The organism is Microbacterium tenebrionis, assembly GCF_903645325.1.
Taxonomy (GTDB): Bacteria; Actinomycetota; Actinomycetes; order Actinomycetales; family Microbacteriaceae; genus Microbacterium; species Microbacterium tenebrionis.
The window spans coordinates 67,245-89,279 of record NZ_CAHJXQ010000001.1 but is presented as its reverse complement, the minus strand read 5'-3'; the positions used below and the strand labels follow the sequence as shown (position 1 = coordinate 89,279).

The following is a 22,035-nucleotide window of genomic DNA, read 5'->3' as shown; positions in this document are numbered from 1 at the left end:
ACGTCACCCGGAACGCATACAACTGCTGGTGCGCGGAGCGACTCAGACCGGATCGGGTAGTCAGAAGCTTTCCGCGCCTCGGTGAGCTCGGCTCCCGAAAAGACCCCCGCCGAATCGGGTCGGCGGGGGTCTTGCCTCCCCACCGCGTTCAAGTAACGCAAATGACCCGATCTCCGCGTTGCATCGGGTAACTTGCGTTACCTGAACAGACGAGGGGCTGTGGATAACGCCGTCACCGAGGTCAGCAAACGTGCCAACCTGCAGCGATGGGACGACGAACCCCGCTGCCGACGGAACTTCCAACCGCGTTCTCCACCGCGCTCGCGCGAGGACATGGAACCAGTCGCTCGCGCTTGAACGGGAGCGACCTGGATGCTCCGTTCCATGGCGTCCGCATCCGGACGGAGCCACCCACCGAGTCCGAGTCCGCATCCGACGATCCGTACGAGCGTCAACGCCATGGACGGATCGCTCGTGCACGCCAGTACGCGCCACGGCTGCACACAGGACACCTCTTCAGTCACGAGACGGCGGCCGCGATCTGGGGTGCGCCGCTGCCTCTCTTCTTCGATTCGTTCGGCCGTATCGCCGAGGCGAAGGATCTTGAACTGCACGTGTGCGCCGTCGGCCCCGCGCCCATACCGCGCACCGCAGGAGTGACCCGGCACAAGACCTATGCAAGCCTCACGGTTCCGGACGAACACGATGGTCTGCGCGTGCCGTCACCGGCGGCTACATGGGTGCAACTCGGCCACCTCGCGCTCAAGGATATCGTCGCCGCAGGCGACTACTTCTGCCGCAGATGGCGTCCGGGCTACGGGCGGCCGAACGTGGGAACGCCACCCCTCGCCGAGATCGACGAACTGCGGACCTTGTTGGAAGCCGGTCGTCGGCGCGGCGCAGCCCGCTTGCGGACGGCCCTCGACCTGATCCGCGAGGACTCGTGGTCGCCGAGGGAAAGTGCTGTGCGCATCATCCTGGTGGCCGCGGGCCTCCCGGAGCCGCGCCTGAACATCGACCTCTTCGACGACGGGGGCCGCTTCCTCGGTTGCGTAGACATGGCGTACCCCGAGCGCAAGGTCGCGATCGAGTACCTGGGGATGCTGCACGGCGCGAGCTGGGCGCAAGACGTGGAGCGCATCGCCCGGCTGCGCGCCGCCGGGTGGAACGTTCTGGAGGTCACGTCGCCGCTCCTGAACCATCCCGATGAGTTGGTCCGACGTGTGGCCGCGGCCCTGGCTGCGTTCAAGTAACGCAAATGACCGCATCCACGGCGCGGATCGGGCCATTTGCGTTACTTGAACGGGTTCAGAGCCGCTCGAGGATCAGAGCGTTGGCCATGCCGCCGCCCTCGCACATCGTCTGCAGACCGTAGCGACCACCCGTCGCATCGAGGTGGTCGATCAGGGTGCCCAGCAGCCGCGTCCCCGAAGACCCGAGCGCGTGCCCGAGGGCGATCGCTCCGCCGCGCGGATTGAGCTTGGACGGGTCCGCGCCGAGCTCGGCCGCCCACGCCAGCGGAACGGATGCGAAGGCCTCGTTCACCTCGTACGCGTCGAGGTCTTCGATGCCGAGCCCAGCGCGCTCGAGGACGCGCCGGGTCGCGGGGATGGGGCCCGTGAGCATGAACATCGGGTCGTCGCCGATCACGTCCACAGCTCGGATGCGGGCGCGGGGAGCGAGTCCCAGGGCATCCGCGCGCTCCGCACTCATCATCAGCGCGGCGGAGGCGCCGTCGGTGAGCGGTGAGGAGTTGCCCGGCGTGATGCGCCAGTCGAGGTCGGGAAAGCGCTCGGCGAGTGTGTCGGTGCGGAAGGATGCCGGGAGCCCGGCGAGCTTCTCGACGGTGGTGCCTGCCCGCACGGTCTCGTCGATGCGCGCTTCGGGAGCCTCGGCAACGGGGACGACAGTGGGATCGAAGAATCCGTCCTCCCACGCCTGCGCGGCCCGGCGGTGCGACTCGGCGGCGAACGCATCCAACTCCTCACGCCCGAGGCCCCATTTCTGGGCGATGAGCTCGGCGCTCACTCCTTGGTTCACGAGCCCGTCCGGATAGCGCCTCCGCATCCGCGGCGACATCGGCGAGGCCCCGCCGAGCGAGGACCCGAGCGGCACGCGGCTCATCGATTCCACTCCCCCGACGACCACGACGTCGTAGGCGCCGGCAGCGATGCCCTGAGCGGCGAAGTGCACCGCCTGCTGACTCGATCCGCACTGGCGGTCGATCGTCGTCGCCGGGACCTGCTCGTCGAAGCCGGCCGCGAGCACCGCCTGCCGTGCAATGTTCATCGCCTGCTCGCCGACCTGGCTGACGCAGCCGAGCAGCACGTCGTCGATCTGCGCCGACTCGAGGCCGTTGCGTTCCAGGAGCGCCTGCAGCACGCCTGCAGCGAGATCGACGGGGTGCACGCCCGACAGCATCCCGCCCGGCTTGCCCCGGCCCACGGGTGTGCGGATGACGTCGACGATCACGGCTTCGTTGCTCATGCCTTCGATTGTGCCTCGGCTGCAGCCCAGCCGGGGCCGCCCCCGCTCATCTACACTCGTATCCGGGCATCCGCCGCCCCGTACCGCTCAGACCCGAGCAGCAGCATCCTGAGGACCCACCTTGTCCGAGCCCATCACCGTCTCCATCCGCCGCGAAGTCGACCCCGACCGCATCCCCGAGGCCACCGCCTGGGTGCAGACCGGCGTCAACCTCGCCAACCGCTACCCGGGCTTCCTCGGCTCCGGGTGGGTGCGCGAAGGCGCGGACTCCCGTGTCTGGCACATGCTCTACCGGTTCGCGACGGACGAGGATCTGGAGCAGTGGGAGCGCTCGCCCGAGCGCGCGGGGTGGCTCTCCATGGGCGAGGGCTTCGTGCTCAGCGAACGCGTCCAGCGGCGAACCGGGATCGAGGGATGGTTCGACGAGCCGACGACCGGGACGATCACGATTCCCAACCCCGACACCGGAGGGACGACGACGGTGGCCGTCGTGCACACGCCGCCGCGGTGGAAGCAGGCCGTGTCGATCTGGCTGGGGTTCTTCCCGGTGAACGTCGCGTTCAACTACGCCATCGCGCCCGTCCCCGGCTGGGATCAGCTGCCGATCTGGCTGCGCGCGCTCGCCACCACCGTCGTGCTCACCCCGATCATGACGTACTGGGTGCTGCCGTGGGTGACGCGGATGCTGCGCGGGTGGCTCGGGCGCTGAGCCGATTCAGCCCGCCGCCTCCTCGGGCCGCTCCTGCACCTCGACCGCAGCCGTGTCGGGGACGTACCCCTCGATGTGCCGCTCATCCACGCCGTTGTATGCCGACAACGGGCGGATCAGTGCGTTCGACGCCTGCTGCTCGATGATGTGGGCCGTCCATCCGGTGACCCGCGCCGCGATGAACAGCGGTGTGAAGGTGAGCGTGTCATAGCCGATGAGGTTGTAGGCCGGGCCCGACGGGTAGTCGAGGTTCGGGTAGATGCCCTTGCGCGAGACGAACTCGTCCTCGAGGGTCTCGTAGAGCTCCGCGACATCCGGCCGGTCGTAGTGCTCGACAAGAGTGTCGAGTGCGGCCTTCATCGTCGGCACCCGCGAGTCGCCGCGCTTGTAGACGCGGTGACCGAAGCCCATGATCTTGCGCTTCTCGGCGAGCGCGGTGTCCAACCACGCAGAAACCTCAGATGCCGTGCCGATCTCGTCGAAGATGTGCATCACGGCCTCGTTCGCACCGCCGTGCAGCGGGCCCTTCAGCGCGCCGATCGCGCCGACGACGGCCGAGTAGATGTCGCTCAGCGTCGACGTGATCACGCGCGCCGTGAACGTGGACGCGTTGAAGGAGTGCTCCGCGTACAGGATCATCGACCGGTTGAAGGCATCCACGACCACGGCATCCGGCTCCTCGCCGAAGGTCACCCACAGGAAGTTCGCCGCGTAGTCGAGGTCGTCCCGCGACTCGACGATCTCCTGGCCGCGACGACGCCGCTGGCCGTACGACACGATCGCCGGAAGCACCGCGAACAGCTTCAGGCTCCGCTCCAGGTTCTCAGAAGGCGTGCCGGCGGCATCCAGAACATTGGTGATGCCGGCCGTCTCGATCGCGCCGATCACGCTGACCGCAGTGCGCACCTCGTCCATCGGGTGCGAGTCGAGCGGCAGGCGGTCGATCGCCTCCTTGACCTCGGCGGGGAGGGAACGGTTCGCACGCTCGGTCGCGCGGAACTCTGCCAGTTGCTCATCGGTCGGCAGCTCGCCGTGCCACAGCAGATACGCGACCGCCTCGAAGGGCTGCGTGGCGGCGAGCTCCTGCACGGGGTATCCGCGGTAGAGCAGGCTGTTCGTCTCGGGGTTGACCTTGCTGATCGCCGTCTCATCGGCGACGACGCCGCCCAGGCCCTTCTTGATGTCGGTCATGCTGTGCTCCTTCGCAGTGCGTTTCGCTGGATCAGCGGTCAACGGTGAAGTTGAAGACGCCGGAGTCGAAATGGTTGTACGACTCGTAGTCGATCAGTTCGTAGAGGTCGGCGCGGTGCTGCATCTCGCCGAGCCTGCCGGTCAGGTGTCCTTCCCCCAGCAGGGTATCGAGGCCCCGCCCGGCCGCGCCCATCGCCAGACGCAGCAGCGACACCGGCCAGATGACGATGTTCACGCCGACATCGCGCAGCTGGTCGACCGAGAAGAGATCCGATTTCCCGAACTCGGTCATGTTCGCCAGGATCGGCACGTCGACGGCATCCCGGATCGCCGCGAACTCCTCCAGCGACCGCATCGCCTCGGGGAAGATCGCGTCGGCGCCGGCATCCACCAGCGCCTTCGCGCGGTCCTTCGCCGCCTCCAGGCCGTCGACGGCGGCGATGTCGGTGCGCGCCATGATGAGGAAGTTCTCATCGCGCCGCGCGTCGGCGGCGGCGCGGATGCGCTTGACCGCCGTATCGGCGTCGACGACGGCCTTGCCGTCGAGGTGGCCGCACCGCTTCGGATTGACCTGGTCCTCGATGTGGGCGCCGGCGATCCCGGCATCCTCGAGGGTCTGGATCGTGCGCGCCACGTTCATCGGCTCGCCGAATCCGGTGTCGGCGTCGATGATGGCCGGCAGGTCGGTCATCCGCGCGATCTGCTGACCGCGGCCGGCGACCTCGGTGAGCGTGGTCAGCCCGATGTCGGGCAGACCGAGATCGGCCGACAGCACGGCGCCCGAGATGTAGACGCCCTCGAAGCCCTTCTGCTCGATGAGCCGAGCCGACAGCGGGTTGAACGCGCCGGGGAACCGCAGCAGCTCACCGGTCGCAAGCCGCTCGCGGAACAGCCGCCGCTTCTCGGCCGCCGGAGTGGAGGAGTACAGCATCAGAACAGCCCCCGCGTGACGGCCTCGGATGCCACGACGCCCGGCCTCGCGATGATCGACAGCTCCGCGACCTCGGAAGCGCTCAGTTCGGGCAGGCGCTGCACGAGCGACAGGAACCGCTCGATCTCTGCGTCGTCCAGGACAGGGGAAGCCAGCAGACGGAACTTCGCGATGTAGTTCTCCCGCGCGAACGGACGAGCACCGAGTGGGTGAGCATCCGCGACGGCGATCTCGTCGACGAGAGTCGTGCCGTCCTCGAACGTGATCTCGACGCGACCGCCGAAGGCCTTCTCGCTGATGTCGTTCGAGTGGTAGCGACGCGTCCACTCGGCATCCTCGAGCGTGGTGACCTTGTTCCACAACGCGACGGTGTCGGCCCGCGAAGCCCGTGAAGGAGCGTACGAGTCGACGTGGTGCCAGGCGCCGTCCTGCAGGGCGACCGTGAAGATGTAAGGGATCGAGTGATCGAGCGTCTCGCGCGATGCCGTCGGGTCGTACTTCTGCGGGTCGTTCGCGCCCGAGCCGATCACGTAGTGGGTGTGGTGCGACGTGTGCAGCACGACCGCCGCGATCGAAGACGTGTCGACGCCGTCGTTGTGCAGCTTCCGCGCCAGGTCGATCCACGCCTGCGCCTGGTACTCGGCGGAGTGCTCCTTCGTGTACGTGTCGAGGATCGCACGCTTGGCCTCGCCCTTCGCAGGAAGCGGCACATCGTACGCGGCATCCTTGCCGTCCAGCATCCAGGCGATGACGCCGTCTTCGCCTTCGTAGATGGGCGACGGGCTGGTCTGGCCCCGCATGGCGCGGTCGACGGCCTCGACGGCCATCTTGCCGGCGAATGCCGGGGCGTGCGCCTTCCACGTCGAGATCTCGCCCTTGCGGCTCTGCCGCGTCGCGGTCGTGGTGTGGAGCGCCTGGCCGATGGCCTGATAGATCGTCTCGGTATCGAGTCCGAGCAGGGTGCCGATGCCTGCCGCGGCCGACGGGCCGAGGTGGGCGACGTGGTCGATCTTGTGCTTGTGCAGGCAGATCGCCTTCACAAGGTCGACCTGGATCTCGTAGCCCGTCGCGATGGCGCGCACGAGGGCCGCACCGTCACTGCCCGCATGCTGCGCGACCGCGAGGATCGGCGGGATGTTGTCGCCGGGGTGCGAGTACTCGGCGGCGAGGAACGTGTCGTGGTAGTCGAGCTCGCGCACGGCGACGCCGTTCGCCCACGCCGCCCACTCGGGGCTCGTGCGCTTCTCGAGGGGTGCGCCGAAGACGGTCGCGCCGGCGCCGCCGGTCGAGACCGGGTGGGTGAACGCCTGGTCGCGGGCGGCGACGATCGGTGCGCGGGTGAGGGATGCCGCGGCGACCGACGCGTTGTCGATGATGCGGTTGATGATCATGTCGACGACGTCCTGCTCGACCGCGACGGGGTCGGCGGCGACCTCGGCGATCTTCCAGGCCAGCTGCTCCTCACGGGGCAGGTCCTCTTCGCTCTTGTAGACGCGGACGTGGTGGTTGACGGTCATTTCGTTCCTTCCGGCAGGGAGCTCTGCTGTTCCAAAGAGTCGAGGATGCTCGTGAGCGCATTGCGCAGGTGCACGTGCGTGGCATGGGCTGCGAGGTCGCCGTCGCGCTCGGCGAGCGCCTCGGCGATGAGCCGGTGCTCGGCGACGGATGCCGCGAGCCGCTCCGGCTTGTCGCGGGCCATGCGCCGCACCCGCACGAGGTGCGTGCGGACGGTGCGCAGGGCCGCCGCCATGTAGTCGTTCGCGACCGCCGCATCGACGGCGGCGTCGAAGCGGGCGATGAGGGCGTAGTAGTTGTCGCGTCCGGTGTCGGCGTCGAGGGATGCCGCAGCCCGGGCGAACTCGTCGGCCAGAGACCCGAACAGCGCGGCGTCGCCGCGAACGGCGGCCAGCCGTGCGCCCGATTCCTCGAGCGCACGACGGAGCTCGAACAGTGAGCGGATGTCATCCGCGTCGACGCCGGCGACGACGGTCACGCGGGGCGACTGCTGCTCGACGAGTCCGTCGGCGCTCAGCTGCTGCAGGGCTTCGCGCAGCGGCGTGCGGCTGACGCCGAGGCGGGCCGCCTGCTCGACCTCGGCGAGCACGGCGCCAGGCGCGAGCACGCCGGACTGGATCTCGTCCAGCAGCGTCGCATACGCGCGATCGCTGGCGCGGGTGCGCTCGGGGGCAGTGCGCTCGACAGTGGTGCTCACACGATCATTGTATACATAATTCGCGCTCCGGGGTGCGGCGGCCCCTCAGGCGGTTGCGAAGGTATACAGAGGCCTACTCGGACGCGCCCTCGTACAGGCCGATCGAGTTCCCGTCGGGGTCACTGATGACCGCCCACCAGCTCGTCTCGCTGATCGGCTGCTTCTCCATCAGCACCGTCGCGCCGGAGGCGACGGCCGCGGCGATCGTCCCCTCGATCGAATCGACCTCGACGTAGGAGCGCGGCTGGGTGAAGTCATCGCTGCGCGGCGCGAGGCCGCCGCCGGAGATCTTGTTCGGCGCCTGCCACATCGGGTAGCCCTCGTAGCCGGGCATCTCCGAGATCTCCCAGCCGAACAGCCCCGAGTAGAAGGCCTGCGCCTTCGCCAGATCGCTGACCGGGATGTCGATGTGCGTGATGTCGCCGTGTGCCATGTCGAGTCCTTCCGTCGTTTCGTGGACGACGCCGGGAGGCGCCGGCACGGCAAGTCTCGCCCTGCCCCGGCCCGAGATCAAGGGGTCTCGGCGAAGTCCAGCACGGGATCGCCCGAGACGGATGCCGCAGGCTCGCCGAGCTTCACGACGACGACCCCCGCGAGCACGAGAACAGCACCGAGCCCCTGCAGCAGGTTCGGCAGTTGGCCGAGCAGCAGCCACCCGAACAGCAGCGCGGCGACAACTTCGGCGAGCGCGATGAACGACGCCAATCGCGATCCGAGAAGCCGCGTCGAGGCGATGCCGAGCACGTACGCGAGCGCGGTCGCGATGATCCCGATGGCCAGCACCGGGACGAACCATGACACGGTTCCGAACCGGTAGGTCACGTCATCCGTGTTCCAGGCGATCGGCAGGATGCCGACGGCTCCGGCGACAGTGAGCCCCACGGCTCCCACGAGCAGCCCGGACCCTGCGAGCGCGATCGGCGGCAACCCGGTGTCGCTCCGCCCCGACAGCACGAAGTACGCCGCCGCACCGATCATCGCCCCGAACGCCCAGAGGATGCCGCCCACGTCGACGCTGCGGCCCGAGAGCACATCGAGCATGAGCACGAGACCTGCGAACGCGATCAGCGCACCGAGGATGCTGCGCCTGGTCGGCTTCTCGCCGCGCCGCATCCAGAGCCACAGGACCACGGCGATCGGTGCGGTGTATTCGATGAGCAGGGCGAGTCCGACGTCCATCACGGCGACGGCCTGGAAGTAGAACAGCTGCGTGGCGGTGACGGCCAGCAGTCCGTACGCGGCGATCATTCCGAGGTTGCGGCGCAGCAGCATCCAGCGCCCGCGCAGCGCTATGGCCGCCGGAACCAGCAGCACGAGCGCTGCGACCCAGATCCGCACCGTGACCGCAGCTCCCGGCGTCCAGCCGGCGTCGATGAGCCCGCGCGCCCAGGCCCCGGACATCCCGAACGCGAAGGCCGCCGCGATCGCGAGCGGAAGCCCGAGCCGCAACCCCGAGCGCACGCGGGTGTCATCTGTCAAAGTCCTCATGATCGATGACAGTAGCGAGCGGGGTTGTAAGGTGTCAACATGATTTTCACCGATGACACGGCCGAGGCGATGCGAGCGGCCGTCCACCTCGCGAACAGCGCGCAGGACCCGGACACGCTCGTCACCCGTGCGGACTTCGATGCCTTCCTCGCCGAGTTCCCGTACACCGGCCGCATCGACCGCGACGCCGACGAGCTCGCAGTCGTGCGCGCCCTGCGACCGCGGTTGCGCCGGATGCTCCTCGCCCCGCGCGACGACATGGTCGACGAGATCAACGACGCCTTCCGCGACATCGTCTTCGACGCGCACGTCGTCCGCCACGACGGCGCCGACTGGCACCTCCACGCCGTCGCCGACGACCGCCCGCTCGCCGAGCGCATCCTCGCCGAGACGGCTATGGCTCTCCTCGACGTCGTCCGCGCCGACGAGGGCAGCCGGCTCGGGGTGTGCGCGGACGACGACTGCGAGGGCGTCGTGCTCGACCTGTCGCGCAACCGCTCGCGCCGCTACTGCTCGGTCGCCTGCACGAACCGCAACGCCGTGGCGGCGTATCGCGCCCGGCAGCGCTGAGGCGTCAGCGCACCCGATACCCGGTGTGGTCCGGGTTCGGCGCGAGCTTCCACCCGTCGCCGTCCGCCACGACGAGGTTCTTCATGCCGCCGGCTTCGGCGATCACCTCATAATCCTGTCCGGCGTCGGCCGCGTAGCAGAAGAGCGTGACGAACGGCTCGTCGCCGACGTTGACGCTGCGGTGGATCCAGTGCCCCGGCACGTCGACGGCCTTGCCCGGCGTGAGCTCGATGGCCGAACTCTGACCGTCGAGCGTTTCGAGTAGCATCACCCCGCGTCCACTGAGGCAGTAGTACAGCTCGGCGCGGTCTGCGACGGCGTGCAGGTGGCCGCGCGTGACCGCGAACTCCTCGCCGTAGCGACCCGGCAGCAGCGTGCTCGTGCCGACGATCAGTGCTCCGGACCCCTCCTGGTAGCGGTGGTCGTCGACCCAGTAGACGAGCTCGTCCGTGCCGCGCTCGCCGACGGCGTCCTGCCAGGCCCGATCGTCGCGGTACACGCCGTCCATGTCGCCGAGGAACTTCTCGTAGCGGCGCGACCGCCCCTCGATGCCGCCCTCCGGCGAGATCTCCAGCAGGGCGGGGACGTCCACGACGGGGGTGCTCACGATGTTCTCCTACGACTTGTAACTACAGGACTTGTAATTACAGGTATACTCCATCTCAGCACGATCCGGAACCGCAACCAACGAAGCAGGCAAGAACTGTGATCATCGCCCACGACCTCGGCACCACCGGGAACAAGGCCTCGCTGCACCACGACGACGGCAGGCTCGTGGCTGCCACGACCGTCGGCTACCCGGCGCACTTCGCCGTCGGCGGAGTCGCCGAACAGAACCCCGACGACTGGTGGGATGCCGTCGTCCGAGCCACCCGCGACCTCCTCTCGAGCACGGACACCGCGCCCGGCGATGTGGGCGGACTCGTCGTGAGCGGCCAGATGATGGGCGCCGTGCTGCTCGACGGAGAGGGACGCCCGGTGCGCCCGGCGATCATCTGGGCCGACACCCGTGCCGGCGCCCAGCAGCGCGAGCTCGAGCGGGCCCTCGGCGCCGAGCACGCCTACGAACTGCTCGGCCACCGGCTCAGCCCGACCTATTCCGTCGAGAAGGTCATGTGGGTGCGCGACAACGAGCCGGAGGTCTGGGAGCGCGTGCGGCGGTTCTGCGTCGCCAAGGACTACATCGTCCTCGGCCTCACCGGACGCCTGGCGACGGACCGCTCGGATGCATCCGGCACGAACGCCTACGACCAGCGCACGGGCGACTGGTCGGGTGAGGTGCTGGCTGCAGCCGGCCTCGACCGCGCGCTGTTCCCGGAGATCCTCGATTCGACCGCGATCGCCGGCACGCTGACGGATGCCGCGGCATCCGCCCTCGGCCTGAACGCCGGGGTCCGCGTGCTCATGGGCGGCGGCGACGGCCCGATGGCGGCGGTCGGATCCGGGATCGTCGCGCCCGAGGACGGCGCCTACGTGTGCCTCGGCACCTCCTCGTGGATCTCGTTCGCCGCTGACGCACCGTTGATCGACCGCGGCCTGCGCACCTTCACATTCGACAACGTCGTACCCGGGTCGTTCGTGCCGACCGCGACGATGCAGGCTGGCGGCGCATCGATCCAATGGATCGCCGAGGCGCTCTCCGCGGATCCCCGGCATCCGGAGACGGCGCGACTGACCGCCGAGGCCGAGGACGCCGACACCGAGGACCTCTACTTCCTGCCGTACCTGCTCGGCGAGCGCTCCCCCATCTGGGACCCGAACGCCCGCGGCGCGTTCCTCGGCATCGGCCGCCACCACACGCGCAGCCACCTCGTCCGCGCCGTGCTCGAGGGGATCGGGTTCAATCTGCTCAGCAGCATCCACGCGTTCCGCGAGTCGGGCGCGACGATCGACCGGATCGACGCCGTCGGCGGCGGGGCACAGAGCGATGTGCTGCTGCAGGTCCTCGCAGATGTGTGGGGCGTGCCGGTGCGGCGGCGCACGATCGTCGAAGAGGCGAACAGCCTCGGCGCGGCGGTGACCGGGGCGGTCGGCCTCGGACTCGCCGACTTCGCCGCGGCCAGGGCGCTGAGCGAGGTGACGGCGGAGTTCACGCCGGATGCCGCGCGCCACGACGTCTACGCCGAGCGGCACGGCCGCTTCACCGCCGCCTACGACGCCCTCGCGCCCTGGTTCACGGGAGGCGCGCGCTGATGGGCGTCATCCTCGCCACCAGCCGGTCGTTCTCGGACGGCGACATCGACCTCGTCGCGCGCGCCGCCGCCGCCGGGCACGAGATCGTCCGTGGTCCCGCGCACCACGACCTCGGCGAACTGGCCCCGCTCCTTGCGAACGCGGATGCCTGGATCGCCGGCACCGGCCCGGTCACCGCCGCGCATCTCGACGCCGGCCCCCGCTTGAAGGTCGTCGCACGCTACGGCGTCGGCACCGAGGCCGTGGATCTCGACGCGGCCGCCGCTCGCGGCATCCCCGTCACCAACACCCCCGGCGCGAACGCGGATGCCGTCGCCGACCACGCTGTGGGCCTCATGCTCGCCGCGCTCCGGCTCATCCCGGACGGAGATCGCCGCGTCAGACAGGGCGACTGGAGCGTCCGCCGCGGCCGCGAGCTCGGCGCCGCCACGGTCGGGATCGTCGGCTTCGGCCGGATCGGGCAGGGCGTCGCGGGGCGCCTGTCGGGCTTCGGCCCGCGCATCCTCGCTGCGGATCCGTTCCTCGATGCAGGCCGCGTCCGCGATCTCGGCGCCGAGCCCACCGGCCTCGACGAACTGTTCCGCACCGCCGACCTCATCACGCTGCACGCCCCCGGCGGGCAGCGCCTCATCGACGCGCAGCGGCTCGCCGGCATCCGCCCCGGCGCGGTCATCGTGAACACGGCACGACCCGACCTCGTCGACGAGTCCGCTCTCGCCGCCGCGCTGCGCGACGGCCGCGTCTCCGGCTACGCCGCCGATACTCTCGACGGCGACACCGCGGCCTCATCCAGCGCGCTCCTCGCCGACGACCTGGCCGATCGCGTGATCGTCACCCCGCACCTGGGCGCGCAGACCACACAGGCGGTCGACAACATGGGCTCCATGTCGCTCGACGATGCGCTCGCCGTCCTCGCGGGTCGCACGCCCGCCCATCCCGTGAAAGGCTCCTCATGACCAGCGCTCCCGACGCCGACTACATGGGCTTCGTCGGCGTGACCACCGGCTCGTCCTCGATCATGAAGGTTTTCCCGCTGTGGGCCGACATCCTGGGGCTCCCCACCCGCCGGCTCATCGGCCACGACCTGCCGATGGATGCCTCCCCCAAGCAGTACCGCGCACTCGTCGAGCAGATCCGCGACGACCCCCGCCACCGCGGCGCGCTCGTGACCACCCACAAGATGAACGTGTACGCCGCGGCGTCCGACCTGTTCGACGAACTCGACCCGTTCGCCGTCTCGTGCTCGGAGATCTCAAGCGTCGCCAAGCGCGGCACGCGCCTGTCCGGCCGCGCCAAGGACCCGATCACGGTCGATCTGGCGCTGAACGACTTCCTGCCGGCCGACCACTTCGCGACCACCGGCGCCGAGGTCGTCATCCTCGGTGCGGGCGGGTCGGGGACGGCACTCAGCTGGGCGCTGTCGGAGCGCGATGACGCACCCGCGAAGGTGACCGTAACGGCGCGCGACGACGCCAAGCTCGAGCACTTGCGCGAGGTGCACCGCCAGCACGGCACCCGCGAGGGTCTCATCGAGTACGTGCGGACGGACACCGTCGACGATGCCGCATCCCTCGTCGCGGCCGCTCCCCGCGGCTCCCTCATCGTCAATGCGACCGGGCTCGGCAAGGACCGCCCCGGGTCCCCGCTGCCCGACGACGCGGTCTTCCCCGACGACGCCTACGTCTGGGAGTTCAACTACCGCGGGTCGCTGGAGTTCCTGCACCAGGCGCGCGCCCAGGAGGCCGCTCGGAATCTGCACGTCGTCGACGGCTGGCGATACTTCATCCACGGATGGTCGCAGGTCGTCGCGGACGTCTTCGAGCTCGAGCTCACCCCCGAGATCGTCGAGCAGCTCGCGCAGGCCGCGGAGGATGTGCGCTGATGATCCGCACGGTGCTCGGCGACATCGATCCCGCTCAGCTGGGGCCGACGAACTATCACGAGCACCTCTTCCAGGTCACGCCCCTCCTGCCCGGAGACGAGCTCGACGACGAGGAAGCGTCGGGCCGCGAGGCCGGGCTCCTGCAGGCAAGCGGCTTCGCCGCGATGGTGGATGCCACGCCCTTCGGTCTCGGCCGTGACCCCGAGGCCCTCGCGCGAATCAGCGCCGGGACGGGCCTGAACATCGTCGCAACGACGGGAAGGCACCGCGAGGCGCACTACGCCTCCGACCACCCGACCCGCACCTGGAGTGCCGACCGGCTCGCCGCACTGTTCATCGCTGACCTCGAGCACGGGATGGCGCTCTCGGATGCCGCGCACGTGTCCCCCGGTGTTGCAGGTGCACCCGCGCGGACGCCGGACGGACGCCCGGTGCGCGCCGGCATGCTCAAGGCCGGCATCGACTACTGGCGCATCAGCCCGTTCGAGCGCACCACGCTCGACGCGCTGGCCGCCGCGCACCGGACCACGAGCGCCCCTGTCATGGTGCACCTGGAATTCTGCACCGCGGCGCACGAGGTCCTCGATCTGCTGAATGCTGCGGGCGTGGCATCCGACCGGGTCGTCCTCGCCCACGCCGACCGTGACCCGGATGCGGGCCTGCACGCCTCGCTCGTCGAACGCGGGGCCTATCTCGGCTACGACGGTTTCGCCCGCCCCCGCACGCGCTCCGACGCCGAACTGCTCGCCCTGACCGAACGCGTCGTCGGCCACGTCGGCGCCGACCGCATCCTGCTCGGCGGCGACGTCGCCCGGCGCACCCGGTACATCGCCTACGGCGGCATGCCGGGCCTGGCCTACCTCGGCGAACGGTACCTGCCGCGGCTGCGGTCGGCGATCGGCGCGGATGCCGTCGAGCGGATGCTGGTCGCAGGCCCCGCGCGGCTGCTCGAGCTGTCGCGCTGAGGCGAAGTACGGCCCGGGTACAGACGTCGGGGCCCTGAACGGATGCAGGGCGACAGGCCGAGGATCTGCCCTGCATCCGTTCATTCGTCCTGCATCTGTGCCGAGGCGGGACGATTCCTGTAGCCGCGAACGCGAAGCGGCCCCGCACCCGAAGGTGCGGGGCCGCCCGTGTCAGACGACGATCACTCGTAGAGGACCGCGGCGATCTTCTCGTCGTCCAGGTTGTCGGCGTCGTACCAGTACGAACCGGTGTCGTAGAACTCCTCGACCGAGTCTCCGTTGGCTGCGTCGTACGCCGCCTGCACGACCTGCTCGCCGATGCCGATCGGGTCCTGCGTGATGGCGCCGGCCATCGTCCCGTCCTTGATCGCGTTGATCTGAGCGGCGCCGGAGTCGAAGCCGACGATCTTGATCTTGCCCTTCTCGAGGCCCAGCTCGTTCGCCGCGTTCACGACGCCGATGGCCGAGCCCTCGTTGGTGCCGTAGATGCCCTTGAGGTCGGGGTGAGCGGCGATCATGGCCTTCGCGATGTCAGCCGACTTCAAGTGGTCGCCGTCACCGTACTGGATGTCGACGATCTTGATGTCGGGGTAGTCCGCCTCGATCTTCTCGACGAAGCCGTCGCGGCGCTCGACTCCGGTGGAGTTGATCTGCGAGTGGCCGACGATGCCGACCTCGCCCTCGCCGCCGATGAGCTCGGCCATGTGCTCCGCGGCCAGCGCTCCGGCGACCTTGCTGTCGGTGGCCGACAGGCTCAGGCCCACGTCGCCGTTGCACGGGGCGTCGAAGTAGACGACCGGGATGTCCTTCGACTTCGCCTGCTCGAGCGGGGCGACGCACGCCTCCGGGTCGAGGGCGGCGTAGGCGATGGCGTCCGGGTTCTTGTCGATCGCGGCGGTCAGCATCTCGAGCTGCTGGGCGATCTCGGTCTCGGCGGCCGGACCTTCGAAGGTGATCCTGACGCCGAGCTCTTCAGCCTTCTGCTCCGCGCCCTTCTTGACGGCCTGCCAGAACTGGTGCTGGAAGCCCTTCGAGACGAGGGCGATGTACATCTCGCCGTCGCCGCTGCCGGTGTCGGTTCCGCCACCCTCTTCGATGACGTCGCCGCCGCCGGCACAGCCGGCCATGACGAGAGCGGATGCGGCCACCAGGGCCGCGAATGCGGTCTTCTTGCCAAATCGCATTGGAAACTCCATTGTTCTGTGATTGATGCCGGCCGGGGCCGGCGGTGGTGGACAGGGAAGGAACGGTCAGGTCCGCTGACGGTTGCGCAGCGAGTCGAGGAACACGGCCAGCAGCACGACGAAGCCGACGACGACGTTCTGCCACTCGGTCTGGATCGACATGATCCGCAGACCGTTGACGAGCACGCTCATGATGAGGGCGCCGATCACGGTGCCGAGGATCGAGCCGCGGCCGCCGAGCAGCGAGGTGCCGCCGATGATCACCGCGGCGATCGCCTGGAGCTCGTATCCGGTGCCGATCTGCGGCTGTGCCGAGTCGAGCCTGGAGGCGATGATGATGCCCGCGATGCCGGTGAAGGCGCCGGCGAACATGTAGATGAGGATCGTCCAGCGGCGGGTGTTCACACCCGACAGGCGCGTGGCCTCCTCGTTCGAGCCGATCGCGAACGTGTAGCGGCCCAGCAGCGTCTTGGACAGCACGATCGCCGCGATGATCGCGAGGACCGCGGTGATGAGGACGGCGTTCGGGATGCCGGGGATGATGACGCCCAGCGCGATCTTCTTGAAGTCCGGGGCGGACGTGGAGAAGTAGATCGGCGCGACGTTGGAGACGACCAGCGCGAGACCGCCGGCGATCATCATCATCGCGAGCGTCGCGATGAACGGAGGAAGCCGCAGGAATGTGATGTTCACGCCGTTGACGAGCCCCATGAGCACACCGGTCGCGATGCCGCCGAGGATGCCGACCCAGACGGGCAGGCCCCAGTTCGTGATGATCACACCGGTCATCACGGCGCACAGCGCCATACCGGTTCCCAACGACAGATCGATGCCGCCGGTGATGATCACGAACGTCGTGCCCAGGGCGAGGATGCCGATCACCGCGGTCGACAGAAGCACGGTGGCGATGTTGCTGAACGTGAAGAAATTCGGGCTCGCGATGGCGAAGAAGATCACCAGGATCACGAGCGTTCCGAACGCCAGCGATTGCTGGAGCTGGCGCTTGAGGAAGCCTGCGATGTCCCGCTTGTCGGTGTTCTCGTTCACGGCCTGCTGGATGAGAGTCGTCGTCTCTCCGGCGGACTTCTGTGGGGTGCTCATCAGTCTTCCTCCGCGTGGGCTGCGAGTTGCATGATCTTCTCCTGGCTGGCTTCCTCGTTGCGGAGGGTCCCGGTGATCCGGCCGTTCGCGAACACGGCGATGCGGCCGGCTACGCGAAGGATCTCGGGGAGCTCCGACGAGATGACGATGATGGACTTTCCGGCGTCGGCGAGCTGCTGCATCAGCCGGTAGATCTCCTCCTTCGCACCGACGTCGATGCCGCGGGTCGGTTCGTCGAAGATGAGGATGTCGCAGTCGCGCATCAGCCATCGGGCGATGACGACCTTCTGCTGGTTGCCGCCGGAGAGAAGCTTGACGATCTGATTCACCGACGGGGTCTTGATGCGCAGTTGCTGCACGTACTGCTTGGTCTGGTTCTTGGCCTTGCCGTCGCGCATCCAGCCGATAGCCCCGGCGTAGCTGCTCAGCGACGCGAGAACCGTGTTGAACGTGACATCCTGCTCGAGCATGAGGCCCAGCTGCTTGCGGTCCTCGGAGAGGTATCCGACACCGCGGCGGACGGCATCCGCCGGCTTGTGGATGCGCGCATCCCGGCCATTGATCGTGATCGTCCCCGCCGTGCGCGGATCGGCGCCGATCACCGCACGTGCGGTCTCGGTGCGCCCCGCGCCCATGAGCCCGGCGAACCCGAGGATCTCGCCCTTGTGCAGCTGGAACGAGACGTCCTTCAGCAGCTGCCGCGTCGACAGCCCCACGACGTCGAGCACGATCGGCGCCGAGGCGTGATCGCGCGGCGTCGGACGCGTCCCCTCGTCGATCGCACGCCCGACCATCATCTCGATGATCCTGGGGATGCTGATCTCGTCCTTCTCGAGCGATCCGATGTACTGCCCGTCGCGGAGCACGGTCACCTGATCCGCGAGCCGGCGCAGCTCGTCCATCCGGTGCGAGATGTACACGATGCCCGTGCCGCTCTGCTTGAGCTGCTCGATGAGCGTGAACAGCGTCTCGACCTCGCTGTCGGTGAGCGCCGAGGTCGGCTCATCCATGATGAGCACCTTGGCGTTGAACGACAGCGCCTTCGCGATCTCGACCATCTGCTGCTCGGCGACCGTCAGCTCGCCCACCTTCTGGCGCGGATCGAGCCGGATCTTCAGCCTGGCCAGCAGCTCCGCGGTCTGACGATTCAGCTTCCGCTCCGACAGGATCCCGGCAGAGACCGGCTCACGGCCGATGAAGATGTTCTGCGCGACCGTCAGGTCGGGCATCAGGTTCAGCTCCTGATGGATGATCGTGATGCCGAGCTGCTGAGCCTGGAGCGGGCCGGTCAACTCGACCTCCTGACCCTCGAAGCGGATCGTCCCCTCGTCCCGCGTGTAGATCCCCGAGAGGATCTTCATGAGCGTCGACTTGCCGGCGCCGTTCTCGCCGACGAGGACGAGAACCTCACCCGCGCGCACCTCGAGATGCACATCCTGGAGCGCCTGCACCCCGGGGAACCCCTTGCTGATGCCTTCCACCCGGAGGATGGGATCACTCATGTGCTCACCTGCTTCCTTGAAGGTCGTGCTGTCGATTCCGTCGTGGAATCCATTTCAAACATCGGATCAATTGTGCCGCTCAGGATACGGCGACGCAAGTTGTACCTAAATGTACCTAAGCGCTGTCTCAGATGGTAGACCTGTAATAACAACTTTGTCACGGGTGCGCGCGGATGCGCACCGGAAGGGATCGACATGCTCATCGGCGCGCACGGCCTTGTCTTCACCGGAACCTTCAACGAGGCGGGCCTGCGGCGCGCGATCGAGGGCACGAAGAACGCGGGATTCGACCTCATCGAGATCCCTCTGATGGATGCCGCGGCCTTCGACTCGGCCCTGGCCGGACGGATGCTGCGCGACAACGACCTCGCCGTCACGGCATCCCTCGGACTGACCCCGGCGACGGACCTGTCCAACGACGACCCGGCAGTCGTCGCCGCCGGGCGGGCACTGCTCGAACGCTGCATCGATCACGTGGCGACGATGGGCGGCGACGTGCTGTGCGGGGTCATCTACTCGGCGATGGGCAAGTACATGGCGCCGGTGACCGAGCGCGGCGTCGCACACAGCCAGGAGGCGATCAGCGGACTCGCAGCCTTCGCGGCGGAGCGCGGCGTCCGGCTCTCCCTCGAGGTCGTCAACCGCTACGAGTCGAACGTCTTCAACACCGGCCGCGGCGCACTGCGGTTCCTGGACGGCGTCGCGGGCGATGTCAGTGTTCACCTGGACACGTACCACATGAACATCGAGGAGTCCGACTTCTTCCAGCCCGTGCACGACGTCGCCGCATCCGGAAAGCTCGGCTACGCGCACATCGGCGACAGCCATCGCGGCTACCTCGGCACGGGCACCGTCGACTTCGCGACCTTCTTCCGCGCCCTGCACGATGTCGCGTACGACGGACCGGTCGTGTTCGAGTCGTTCTCCTCGGTCGTGGTGAGCGCCGAGCTCAGCAACACGCTCGGCATCTGGCGCAACCTGTGGCAGGACTCCGACGACCTCGCCGCGCACGCGAACCGGTACATCCGCGACGCGATGCATGCGGTCGCGACGATCGACCGCCACTAGGTGTACCCGGCCATGAGGTTGGTGGCGTTTCCGGTCTTGTGAAAGGGGAGAACCTCCGGGCTTAGTGGAGATGTCTGACGTCTTCACGAACTCGGAGGTTCTCGTGTCCCACCGTAATGCCCGCTTGACCGTGCACGGCAGGCTGCTCATCGTCCATCGTGCCGGTGCCGGGTGGAAGCAGGCGCATATCGCCGCGGCAATGGGCGTGTCCCGACGCTGCGTGAAGCGGTGGCTGGACCGCTACCGCGCCGAGGGTGAAGCCGGTCTCTACGATCGCTCCTCGCGGCCTCACCACGTCGCCAACCGCACCCCCGATGCCAGGGCCGCGGCGGTGGTCGCGATCCGGAAGAAGGAACGAGTCGGCCGTGACGAGGTCGCGGCCCGCACCGGGGTGCCGGCGCGGACGGTGTCGCGCATCATCGCCCGGTCCGGGCTGCCTCGTCTGGTCGATCTGGACCCGATGACCGGGGAGCGGATCCGCGCGTCGAAGACCACAGCGGTCCGCTATGAACGCGAGCAGCCCGGCGAGCTGGTGCACATGGACGTGAAGAAGCTCGGTCGCATCCCCGACGGCGGCGGGTGGAAGGCGCACGGCAGAGCGATGGGCTCCACAGCCGCCCGGAAACAGACCGTCGTCGGCTACGACTACGTGCACTCCGTCGTCGACGACCACTCCCGGCTCGCATACTCCGAGGTCCTCCCCGACGAGAAGGGCCCGACCTGCGCCGCGTTCCTCGAACGCGCCATCGGCTACTTCGCCGCGCACGGCATCCCCCGCATCGAGCGGCTGATCACCGACAACGCCTGGGCCTACCGATGGTCGCTGCGCGGCGTCTGCGGCGCGCACGGCATCCGGCAGAAGTTCATCAAACCGCACTGCCCGTGGCAGAACGGCAAGGTGGAGAGGTTCAACCGGACCCTGCAAACCGAATGGGCCTACCGGCAACCGTTCACCTCGAACGACGACCGCACCGCAGCACTTGACCCCTGGCTCGAGCACTACAACACTGGACGACGCCACTCAGCCCTCGGAGGCAACCCCCCGATCAGCCGACTGCAACCAACGTCCTGACCCCGTACAACTAGGGCCTCGCTACGCAGAGGCATGGCCGACAACGCCCTTCCGCAGCAGCGCATTGCCGTACTTCCGCGTCTCCCCCGTCCGCACCATCAGGTAGGCGGGGCGGGCGACGTCGTAGTACGCGAAGCGCTCGACGAAGCGCGTCGTCTGCTCGGCCGTGCCCGCGGCATCCATCAGCTCCCGCTGGACCGAGAGGATCTCGCCGTCCGCGGACTCCATGAGATCGAGGGCAGGGGCGTCATCGAGCGGGATCACGCTGCGAATGGCCGCCAGGACCTCGGGTGTCGTGGTGCCGGGCAGATCGATCACGCGCTCCCCCAGCGCCCACGCCGGGAAGTGCGCGTCGGCGATGACGACGGCGTCGGAGTGGCCCATCCGGTCCAGGTGCAGCAGCAGCTCACCGGTCAGCAGGGGGTTGATTCCTTCGAGCATCAGTCCTCCTCGGCGACCGACGGGATCAGTCCGTCGGCGGTCAGGTCGTCCCAGAACTGCTCCGGGATCTCAGCGACGGCGAGGTCGGCGTTCTGCCGCACCTGCTCGGGGCGGGAGCTTCCGACGACCACCGACTGCACGACGGACGAGCGCAGCGGGTACTGGATCGCCGCGGCGGGCAGTACGACATCGTGCGCCGCGCACACGGCGACGATGCGCTGCAGACGGTCCCAGATCTCGTCGGGGACGCCGCCGTACTCGTAGCGATCGCCGCGGACCGGCTCGCTCTTCGCGAGAAGGCCCGAGTTGAAGACGGATGCGGCGACCGCCCCGGTGCCGCGGTCGACGCACGCCGGCAGCACGTCGGCTGCCGCGGGCTGCTCGAGCAGCGTGTAGCGGCCGGCGATCATGACGATGTCGAGGTCGGCTTCGCGCACGGATCGGGCGAGTGCATCGCTGACCATGGACCCGACGCCGATCGGCCCGATCGCGCCCTCGGCGCGCAGCGCCTCCAGCGCGGGGTAGCCCTCGGCGAGCGCGAGATCGAGATCGTGGCGCTCGGGGTCGTGCAGGTAGACGATGTCGATGCGGTCGATGCCCAGCCGCTCGCGCGATTCGTCGAGGGACGCGCGGATCCCGGCATCCGAGAAGTCCCACACCCGCTGCAGGTCGTCGGGCACGAAGAAGTCGTTAGCCGTGTCGAGGCCGCCCGGCTCATGAGCCGGGTTCGTCCGCAGGAGGCGCCCGGCCTTGGTCGACAACACGAACTCGTCGCGCGGCTTCGTCCGCAGGAACGCGCCCAGGCGCCGCTCCGACAGCCCGAGACCGTAGTGCGGAGCGGTGTCGAAGTAGCGGATGCCGCTCTCCCATGCGGCATCCAGCACCGCCCACGCCTCATCGTCGGTGAGTTCGCGGAAGAGGTTCCCGACGTTCGCGGCGCCGTACCCGAGCGTCGGGAAGCCGGCCGGCGACATTCTGGGGGCCGATGCGTCACGTGTCGGACCGTTCGTCGCGGATCTTCCGACATCTGTCGTGTCGG

The 22,035-nt window shown here is 68.6% G+C and carries 22 protein-coding genes; 9 read left to right on the top strand and 13 right to left on the bottom strand.

What is annotated here, in order from left to right; genetic code table 11:
- Positions 1-353: 353 nt before the first annotated feature.
- On the top strand, positions 354-1,253 hold the full coding sequence (locus tag HWX58_RS00460) for a putative endonuclease domain-containing protein (RefSeq protein WP_175984999.1): 900 nt from the start codon (positions 354-356) through the stop codon (positions 1,251-1,253).
- Positions 1,254-1,308: 55 nt separating this feature from the next.
- On the opposite strand, the gene HWX58_RS00455 is transcribed toward HWX58_RS00460, so the two are convergent.
- Entirely contained in the window at positions 1,309-2,487 is a 1,179-nt protein-coding gene (locus tag HWX58_RS00455; RefSeq protein WP_175984998.1) for a thiolase family protein, read from the bottom strand.
- Positions 2,488-2,608: 121 nt separating this feature from the next.
- On the opposite strand from HWX58_RS00455, the gene HWX58_RS00450 reads away from it, so the two are divergent.
- Positions 2,609-3,196 (top strand): antibiotic biosynthesis monooxygenase, encoded by a 588-nt coding sequence (locus tag HWX58_RS00450; RefSeq protein WP_175984997.1) that lies wholly within the window; start codon positions 2,609-2,611, stop codon positions 3,194-3,196.
- A gap of 6 nt (positions 3,197-3,202) precedes the next feature.
- Here the strand turns inward: HWX58_RS00450 and HWX58_RS00445 are convergent, their stop codons facing one another.
- From HWX58_RS00445 to HWX58_RS00420, 6 genes are all read right to left on the bottom strand, one after another.
- The gene (locus tag HWX58_RS00445; protein WP_175984996.1) at positions 3,203-4,387 is read right to left on the bottom strand and encodes a bifunctional 2-methylcitrate synthase/citrate synthase; all 1,185 of its coding nucleotides are present in this window, start codon (positions 4,385-4,387) and stop codon (positions 3,203-3,205) included.
- 31 nt (positions 4,388-4,418) lie between these two features.
- Complete coding sequence (prpB, locus tag HWX58_RS00440; RefSeq protein WP_175984995.1) at positions 4,419-5,318, bottom strand: methylisocitrate lyase; 900 nt, start codon at positions 5,316-5,318, stop codon at positions 4,419-4,421.
- Positions 5,318-6,835, bottom strand: coding sequence for an MmgE/PrpD family protein (locus tag HWX58_RS00435; RefSeq protein WP_175984994.1), 1,518 nt, complete (start codon positions 6,833-6,835; stop codon positions 5,318-5,320). The genes prpB and HWX58_RS00435 overlap by 1 nt, the downstream gene beginning before the upstream one ends.
- The gene (locus HWX58_RS00430) at positions 6,832-7,530 is read right to left on the bottom strand and encodes a GntR family transcriptional regulator (RefSeq protein WP_175984993.1); all 699 of its coding nucleotides are present in this window, start codon (positions 7,528-7,530) and stop codon (positions 6,832-6,834) included. The genes HWX58_RS00435 and HWX58_RS00430 overlap by 4 nt, the downstream gene beginning before the upstream one ends.
- A gap of 73 nt (positions 7,531-7,603) precedes the next feature.
- On the bottom strand, positions 7,604-7,963 hold the full coding sequence (locus HWX58_RS00425; protein WP_175984992.1) for a VOC family protein: 360 nt from the start codon (positions 7,961-7,963) through the stop codon (positions 7,604-7,606).
- A gap of 77 nt (positions 7,964-8,040) precedes the next feature.
- Positions 8,041-9,018 carry an EamA family transporter gene (locus HWX58_RS00420; RefSeq protein WP_175984991.1) on the bottom strand — a complete coding sequence of 326 codons (978 nt, stop codon included), beginning with the start codon at positions 9,016-9,018 and terminating at the stop codon, positions 8,041-8,043.
- 39 nt (positions 9,019-9,057) lie between these two features.
- On the opposite strand from HWX58_RS00420, the gene HWX58_RS00415 reads away from it, so the two are divergent.
- The gene (locus HWX58_RS00415; RefSeq protein ID WP_175984990.1) at positions 9,058-9,588 is read left to right on the top strand and encodes a CGNR zinc finger domain-containing protein; all 531 of its coding nucleotides are present in this window, start codon (positions 9,058-9,060) and stop codon (positions 9,586-9,588) included.
- A gap of 4 nt (positions 9,589-9,592) precedes the next feature.
- Here the strand turns inward: HWX58_RS00415 and HWX58_RS00410 are convergent, their stop codons facing one another.
- Positions 9,593-10,195, bottom strand: a complete 603-nt coding sequence (locus HWX58_RS00410; RefSeq protein WP_175984989.1) for a glucose-6-phosphate isomerase family protein — start codon at positions 10,193-10,195, stop codon at positions 9,593-9,595.
- Positions 10,196-10,293: 98 nt separating this feature from the next.
- On the opposite strand from HWX58_RS00410, the gene xylB reads away from it, so the two are divergent.
- Genes xylB through HWX58_RS00390 form a run of 4 tightly spaced genes read left to right on the top strand, consistent with a single transcriptional unit; the run spans position 10,294 to position 14,628 of the window.
- Positions 10,294-11,781, top strand: a complete 1,488-nt coding sequence (gene xylB, locus HWX58_RS00405; RefSeq protein WP_175984988.1) for a xylulokinase — start codon at positions 10,294-10,296, stop codon at positions 11,779-11,781.
- Positions 11,781-12,737, top strand: a complete 957-nt coding sequence (locus HWX58_RS00400) for a phosphoglycerate dehydrogenase (RefSeq protein WP_175984987.1) — start codon at positions 11,781-11,783, stop codon at positions 12,735-12,737. Before xylB ends, HWX58_RS00400 begins: the two co-directional genes overlap by 1 nt.
- Positions 12,734-13,663 (top strand): shikimate dehydrogenase family protein, encoded by a 930-nt coding sequence (locus tag HWX58_RS00395; protein ID WP_175984986.1) that lies wholly within the window; start codon positions 12,734-12,736, stop codon positions 13,661-13,663. Before HWX58_RS00400 ends, HWX58_RS00395 begins: the two co-directional genes overlap by 4 nt.
- Complete coding sequence (locus tag HWX58_RS00390; protein ID WP_175984985.1) at positions 13,663-14,628, top strand: phosphotriesterase family protein; 966 nt, start codon at positions 13,663-13,665, stop codon at positions 14,626-14,628. The genes HWX58_RS00395 and HWX58_RS00390 overlap by 1 nt, the downstream gene beginning before the upstream one ends.
- Positions 14,629-14,810: 182 nt before the next feature.
- Here HWX58_RS00390 and HWX58_RS00385 read toward each other — a convergent pair whose 3' ends face one another.
- The 3 genes from HWX58_RS00385 to HWX58_RS00375 all read right to left on the bottom strand — a co-directional run bounded on the left by HWX58_RS00385 (position 14,811) and on the right by HWX58_RS00375 (position 18,415).
- Positions 14,811-15,812, bottom strand: a complete 1,002-nt coding sequence (locus HWX58_RS00385) for an ABC transporter substrate-binding protein (RefSeq protein ID WP_175984984.1) — start codon at positions 15,810-15,812, stop codon at positions 14,811-14,813.
- A 66-nt stretch (positions 15,813-15,878) separates the two neighbouring features.
- On the bottom strand, positions 15,879-16,913 hold the full coding sequence (locus tag HWX58_RS00380; protein WP_175984983.1) for an ABC transporter permease: 1,035 nt from the start codon (positions 16,911-16,913) through the stop codon (positions 15,879-15,881).
- The gene (locus HWX58_RS00375; RefSeq protein ID WP_175984982.1) at positions 16,913-18,415 is read right to left on the bottom strand and encodes a sugar ABC transporter ATP-binding protein; all 1,503 of its coding nucleotides are present in this window, start codon (positions 18,413-18,415) and stop codon (positions 16,913-16,915) included. Before HWX58_RS00375 ends, HWX58_RS00380 begins: the two co-directional genes overlap by 1 nt.
- Before the next feature lie 195 nt (positions 18,416-18,610).
- Between HWX58_RS00375 and HWX58_RS00370 the strand changes: the two genes are divergently transcribed.
- Together HWX58_RS00370 and HWX58_RS00365 are read left to right on the top strand one after the other, a co-directional pair.
- Positions 18,611-19,483, top strand: a complete 873-nt coding sequence (locus HWX58_RS00370) for a sugar phosphate isomerase/epimerase family protein (protein WP_175984981.1) — start codon at positions 18,611-18,613, stop codon at positions 19,481-19,483.
- Between the two features lie 103 nt (positions 19,484-19,586).
- Complete coding sequence (locus tag HWX58_RS00365; RefSeq protein WP_101852925.1) at positions 19,587-20,555, top strand: IS481 family transposase; 969 nt, start codon at positions 19,587-19,589, stop codon at positions 20,553-20,555.
- A 21-nt stretch (positions 20,556-20,576) separates the two neighbouring features.
- Here HWX58_RS00365 and HWX58_RS00360 read toward each other — a convergent pair whose 3' ends face one another.
- Together HWX58_RS00360 and HWX58_RS00355 are read right to left on the bottom strand one after the other, a co-directional pair.
- A complete protein-coding gene (locus HWX58_RS00360) occupies positions 20,577-20,996 on the bottom strand; it encodes an RbsD/FucU family protein (protein ID WP_175984980.1) in 420 nt (139 codons plus the stop codon).
- Entirely contained in the window at positions 20,996-21,970 is a 975-nt protein-coding gene (locus tag HWX58_RS00355) for an aldo/keto reductase (RefSeq protein WP_175984979.1), read from the bottom strand. The genes HWX58_RS00360 and HWX58_RS00355 overlap by 1 nt, the downstream gene beginning before the upstream one ends.
- Positions 21,971-22,035: the final 65 nt, after the last annotated feature.

What these genes read in the sequence shown, in the direction of transcription:
- HWX58_RS00385 (WP_175984984.1), bottom strand. Translation starts at nt 15,812, where the DNA reads ATGCGATTTGGCAAGAAGACCGCATTCGCGGCCCTGGTGGCCGCATCC.
- HWX58_RS00390 (WP_175984985.1), top strand. Translation starts at nt 13,663, where the DNA reads ATGATCCGCACGGTGCTCGGCGACATCGATCCCGCTCAGCTGGGGCCG.
- HWX58_RS00425 (WP_175984992.1), bottom strand. Translation starts at nt 7,963, where the DNA reads ATGGCACACGGCGACATCACGCACATCGACATCCCGGTCAGCGATCTG.
- HWX58_RS00355 (WP_175984979.1), bottom strand. Translation starts at nt 21,970, where the DNA reads ATGTCGCCGGCCGGCTTCCCGACGCTCGGGTACGGCGCCGCGAACGTC.
- HWX58_RS00400 (WP_175984987.1), top strand. Translation starts at nt 11,781, where the DNA reads ATGGGCGTCATCCTCGCCACCAGCCGGTCGTTCTCGGACGGCGACATC.
- HWX58_RS00445 (WP_175984996.1), bottom strand. Translation starts at nt 4,387, where the DNA reads ATGACCGACATCAAGAAGGGCCTGGGCGGCGTCGTCGCCGATGAGACG.
- HWX58_RS00360 (WP_175984980.1), bottom strand. Translation starts at nt 20,996, where the DNA reads ATGCTCGAAGGAATCAACCCCCTGCTGACCGGTGAGCTGCTGCTGCAC.
- HWX58_RS00420 (WP_175984991.1), bottom strand. Translation starts at nt 9,018, where the DNA reads ATGAGGACTTTGACAGATGACACCCGCGTGCGCTCGGGGTTGCGGCTC.
- HWX58_RS00375 (WP_175984982.1), bottom strand. Translation starts at nt 18,415, where the DNA reads ATGAGTGATCCCATCCTCCGGGTGGAAGGCATCAGCAAGGGGTTCCCC.
- HWX58_RS00415 (WP_175984990.1), top strand. Translation starts at nt 9,058, where the DNA reads ATGATTTTCACCGATGACACGGCCGAGGCGATGCGAGCGGCCGTCCAC.
- prpB (WP_175984995.1), bottom strand. Translation starts at nt 5,318, where the DNA reads ATGCTGTACTCCTCCACTCCGGCGGCCGAGAAGCGGCGGCTGTTCCGC.
- HWX58_RS00435 (WP_175984994.1), bottom strand. Translation starts at nt 6,835, where the DNA reads ATGACCGTCAACCACCACGTCCGCGTCTACAAGAGCGAAGAGGACCTG.
- HWX58_RS00395 (WP_175984986.1), top strand. Translation starts at nt 12,734, where the DNA reads ATGACCAGCGCTCCCGACGCCGACTACATGGGCTTCGTCGGCGTGACC.
- HWX58_RS00380 (WP_175984983.1), bottom strand. Translation starts at nt 16,913, where the DNA reads ATGAGCACCCCACAGAAGTCCGCCGGAGAGACGACGACTCTCATCCAG.
- HWX58_RS00455 (WP_175984998.1), bottom strand. Translation starts at nt 2,487, where the DNA reads ATGAGCAACGAAGCCGTGATCGTCGACGTCATCCGCACACCCGTGGGC.
- HWX58_RS00370 (WP_175984981.1), top strand. Translation starts at nt 18,611, where the DNA reads ATGCTCATCGGCGCGCACGGCCTTGTCTTCACCGGAACCTTCAACGAG.